This window comes from Streptomyces sp. SID3343 (assembly GCF_009865215.1).
Lineage (GTDB): Bacteria > Actinomycetota > Actinomycetes > Streptomycetales > Streptomycetaceae > Embleya.
Genome location: NZ_WWJX01000737.1, coordinates 1 through 4,079, shown reverse-complemented (window position 1 = coordinate 4,079; position 4,079 = coordinate 1). Strand labels below are relative to the sequence as shown.

3 protein-coding genes are annotated in these 4,079 nt (G+C 70.9%); all 3 read left to right on the top strand.

Going from position 1 to position 4,079, the window contains the following annotated elements; translation table 11 throughout:
• Positions 1 to 175 precede the first annotated feature (175 nt).
• Genes fni through GT354_RS22670 form a run of 3 tightly spaced genes read left to right on the top strand, consistent with a single transcriptional unit; the run spans position 176 to position 3,559 of the window.
• Positions 176 to 1,261, top strand: a complete 1,086-nt coding sequence (gene fni, locus GT354_RS22680; protein WP_161358213.1) for a type 2 isopentenyl-diphosphate Delta-isomerase — start codon at positions 176 to 178, stop codon at positions 1,259 to 1,261.
• The gene (locus tag GT354_RS22675; protein WP_161358212.1) at positions 1,258 to 2,355 is read left to right on the top strand and encodes a hydroxymethylglutaryl-CoA reductase; all 1,098 of its coding nucleotides are present in this window, start codon (positions 1,258 to 1,260) and stop codon (positions 2,353 to 2,355) included. Before fni ends, GT354_RS22675 begins: the two co-directional genes overlap by 4 nt.
• The gene (locus GT354_RS22670) at positions 2,345 to 3,559 is read left to right on the top strand and encodes a hydroxymethylglutaryl-CoA synthase (RefSeq protein ID WP_161358211.1); all 1,215 of its coding nucleotides are present in this window, start codon (positions 2,345 to 2,347) and stop codon (positions 3,557 to 3,559) included. The genes GT354_RS22675 and GT354_RS22670 overlap by 11 nt, the downstream gene beginning before the upstream one ends.
• Positions 3,560 to 4,079 lie beyond the last annotated feature (520 nt).

The following is a 4,079-nucleotide window of genomic DNA, read 5'->3' as shown; positions in this document are numbered from 1 at the left end:
TGCCGGACAGCGCCGACCCCCGAGCCCTGCACGCGCGATGGGCGCGGGCCGGGATCACCGCCCTGCCGCTGCGGGTCACCCCGGCACCGAGACCCCGACCGGGCGCGCCCCCCTTGGCGGGACCCGCCCCCGGCCCGAGCCCGCATTCCTTCCTCCCCGACCGAGGGGCATCCCGATGAGCGGATCACGCAAGGACGATCACGTACGGCTCGCCGTCGCCCAACGCGAAAACGACAACGCCAACGGCGCCACGCCCGCCGAACCGCCCCGGCGACGCAGCCAGTTCGACGACGTGCACTTCGTGCACCACGCCCTCGCCGGCACCGACCGCGACCGGGTCTGCCTGCGCACCCGCTTCGCCACCCTTGACTGGCCCGTCCCGATCTACATCAACGCGATGACCGGCGGCAGCCCCAGGACCGGAGAGATCAACCGCGACCTGGCGATCGCCGCCCACGAGACCCGGCTGCCGATCGCCGGCGGATCCATGAGCCCTTACCTGAGGGACCCCTCCACCGCCGGAACCTTCACCCCCCTGCGCCGCCACAACCCCGGCGGTTTCGTGATGGCGAACGTCAACGCGGGCACCGACCCGGAGCAGGCACGCCGAGCCGTCGCCCTGCTGGACGCGGACGCCCTGCAGATCCACATCAACGCCGTGCAGGAGACCGTCATGCCCGAGGGGGACCGCTCCTTCGGGGCGTGGCCCGCGGGGATCGAACGCATCGCCGCGGCGGTCGACGTCCCCGTCATCGTCAAGGAGGTCGGCTTCGGCCTCAGCGGCCGCACCGTCTCCCACCTCGCCGAACTGGGCGTCGCCGTCGCCGACGTTGCCGGGCGCGGCGGCACCGACTTCGCGAGGATCGAGAACGGACGCCGCCCACAACGTGACTACGCCTACCTGGACGGCTGGGGCCTGAGCACCCCCGCGGCCCTCCTCGACGCCCGCGGCCGCGGTCTGCCGCTCCTGGCCTCCGGCGGCGTGCGCCACCCCCTCGACGCCGCCCGCGCCCTCGCACTGGGAGCCCACGCCGTCGGCGTCTCCGGCGGCTTCCTCACCGTCCTCCTGGCCGGCGGCGTGGACGCCCTCGTCCGGGAGATCACCACCTGGCTGGACCACCTCACCTCCCTCATGACCCTCCTGGGCGCCCACCACCCCGCCGACCTGACCGGCTGCGACGTGCGCCTGACCGGATCCCTGCGCGAATTCCGCGCCCTGCGCGACATCGACACGACCAACCCCCGAGGAGATCTGCCATGACCGATCAGAGCATCCGCAGTACGAAGCCCGCCCGGCGATCCGCACCCGGCGCCGCGCACATCCCCCTGTCCTGGGTCGGCCCGTTGCGGATCTCCGGGAACGTCGCCACCGACGAGGTCGAAGTCCCCCTCGCCACCTACGAGTCGCCCCTGTGGCCCTCGGTCGGCCGCGGCGCGCGGATCTCCCGGATGGTCGACGCGGGCATCCGCGCGACCCTGGTGGACGAGCGTATGACCCGCTCCGTCCTGGTCGAGGCCACCAGTGCGGCCACCGCCCACCTCGCCGCACGCGCCGTACACCGGCGCATCGACGAACTGCGCGAGATCACCCGCGGCACCAGCCGCTTCGCCGAACTCCTCGCCGTGCGCGACGAGATCGCCGGAGCACTGCTGTTCCTGCGCTTCGAGTTCTCCACCGGCGACGCCGCCGGCCACAACATGGTCACCCTCGCCGCCGACGCCCTGCTCGGCCACATCCTGACCCACATACCCGGCATCACCTACGGATCCGTGTCCGGCAACTACTGCGCCGACAAGAAGGCCACCGCCGTCAACGGCATCCTGGGCCGCGGGAAAAGGGTCATCGCGGAAATCGAGATCCCGGAACACATCGTCGCCACCCGCTTGCACACCACGGCCGCCGAGATCACGCGACTCAACACGAACAAGAACCTGGTCGGCACGCTCCTGGCCGGGGGCATCCGCTCCGCCAACGCCCACTACGGGAACATGCTCCTGGCCTTCTACCTCGCCACCGGCCAGGACGCCGCGAACATCGTCGAGGGCTCGCAGGGCGTCACCCTGGCCCAGGACCGCGACGGCGACCTCCACTTCTCCTGCACCCTGCCCAACCTGATCGTCGGCACGGTCGGCAACGGCAAGGGCCTCGCCTTCGTCGACGATGCCCTCACCCGGCTCGGCTGCCGCGAGGACCGCCCCATCGGGGACAACGCCCGCCGCCTCGCGGTCCTGGCCGCGGCCACCGTGCTGTGCGGCGAACTCTCCCTGCTGGCGGCTCAGACCAACCCCGGCGAACTCATGAAGGCCCACACCCTGTTCGAACGCCTCGACGGAGACGATCGCCATGCCCGCTGACCGACCCATCGGAATCCACGACCTCTCCTTCAGCACCACCAGCCTCGTCCTCACCCACGCCGAACTCGCCGAACACACCGGCGCCGCGCCGGCCAAGTACCACCAGGGCATCGGCCAAAAGGAAATGAGCGTGCCCGCTGCCGACGAGGACATCGTCACCATGGCCGCCGACGCGGCGGCACCGATCATCGAACGCCACGGCGCCGACCACATCCGCACCGTCCTGTTCGCCACCGAAACCTCCATCGACCAGTCCAAGGCCGCCGGCGTCTACGTCCACTCCCTGCTCGGCCTGCCCCCGAACCTGCGGGTCGTCGAACTCAAACAAGCCTGCTACGGGGCTACCGCCGCCCTCCAGTTCGCCACCGCGCTCGTCCACCGCGACCCCACACAACACGTCCTCGTTTTCGCCGCCGACATCGCCCGCTACGACCTCGACACACCCGGAGAAGCCACCCAAGGCGCCGCAGCCGCGGCCATGCTGATCACAGCCGAACCCGCCCTCGTGGAAATCAACGCCCCCTCGGGCCTGTTCACCCACGACGTCATGGACTTCTGGCGCCCCAACCACCGCACCACCGCACTCGTCGACGGCAAGAAATCCCTCACCGCCTACCTGACCGCCCTCGACGGCGCATGGCACGACCACCGGGCACACCACGGTCCGCCGATCGAAGAAATCCACACCGTCTGCTACCACCAGCCCTTCACCCGCATGGCACACAAGGCACACCGCCACCTCCTCGAAACCGCCGGAACGCCGGCCGACACCGCCACCATCGAACGCGCCATCGCACCCACCACCCGCTACAACGAAATCATCGGCAACAGCTACACCGCGTCCCTCTACCTCGCCCTGGCAGCCCTCCTCGACGAAGACGACGAACTCGACGGCCGCACCCTGGGCTTCTTCAGCTACGGATCCGGAAGCGTCGCCGAATTCTTCACCGGACAGGTCACCCCCGGATACCGGACCGCCCTGCGCACTCAAGCCCACCGCGAGGCCATCGCACGCCGCAGCCCCATCGACTACGACACCTACCGGCGCCTGCACACCCAACCCCCGCACACCGACGGCGGCCGACACGCCCTGCCCCACCGCACCCGAGGCCGCTACCGCCTCGCCGAAATCCACGACCACCAACGCATATACGAACCGACCCCCACCCGCAGCCAAGCGCCCCCGACGACCGAGGGGCCGTAGAACCTCCGGTGCGACTCCGAGCACGGACGTGTCATCGACACTCGACTGACGTGGCGTCAGAACCGTTGCGGGACAACGCGATCGCGCCCGACGCCGCGGCATCGTGAGGCCCCGGCCCGAGCCTCGGCGCGCCCCGATCCTCGACCCGACCGTAAACGCGCCGAACGCCCCTTCGGCGCCCTGAGCCACCCGCCCCACAGGGACACCCCCGCCTGGACGCGGTACGGCGTGGGATCGCGCGACGTCCACCGGCGGGAGGGCAGACATCCGATCCGGGCCGCACCGTGCTGGGACCGGCCCCACCCCGAGCGCGCCTCGCACCCGGCCGTGATCAAAGGCCATGCCCGACTGCCCAGGGCATCCCTTGGGAACACCGTCGATCTCCGTGGGTGCCGCGCCACCGTGAACGTCCGCCCGATGCGCGCGACTCGACTGCCGTGCCCTGTCGCATTCCGGAGCGCTTTCCCCGCGGAGCAGTGTGGCGGCGAGGGTGAGGAAGGCCGGGGAGAGGTCGGCGCGG

What these genes read in the sequence shown, in the direction of transcription:
- GT354_RS22670 (WP_161358211.1), top strand. Translation starts at nt 2,345, where the DNA reads ATGCCCGCTGACCGACCCATCGGAATCCACGACCTCTCCTTCAGCACC.
- fni (WP_161358213.1), top strand. Translation starts at nt 176, where the DNA reads ATGAGCGGATCACGCAAGGACGATCACGTACGGCTCGCCGTCGCCCAA.
- GT354_RS22675 (WP_161358212.1), top strand. Translation starts at nt 1,258, where the DNA reads ATGACCGATCAGAGCATCCGCAGTACGAAGCCCGCCCGGCGATCCGCA.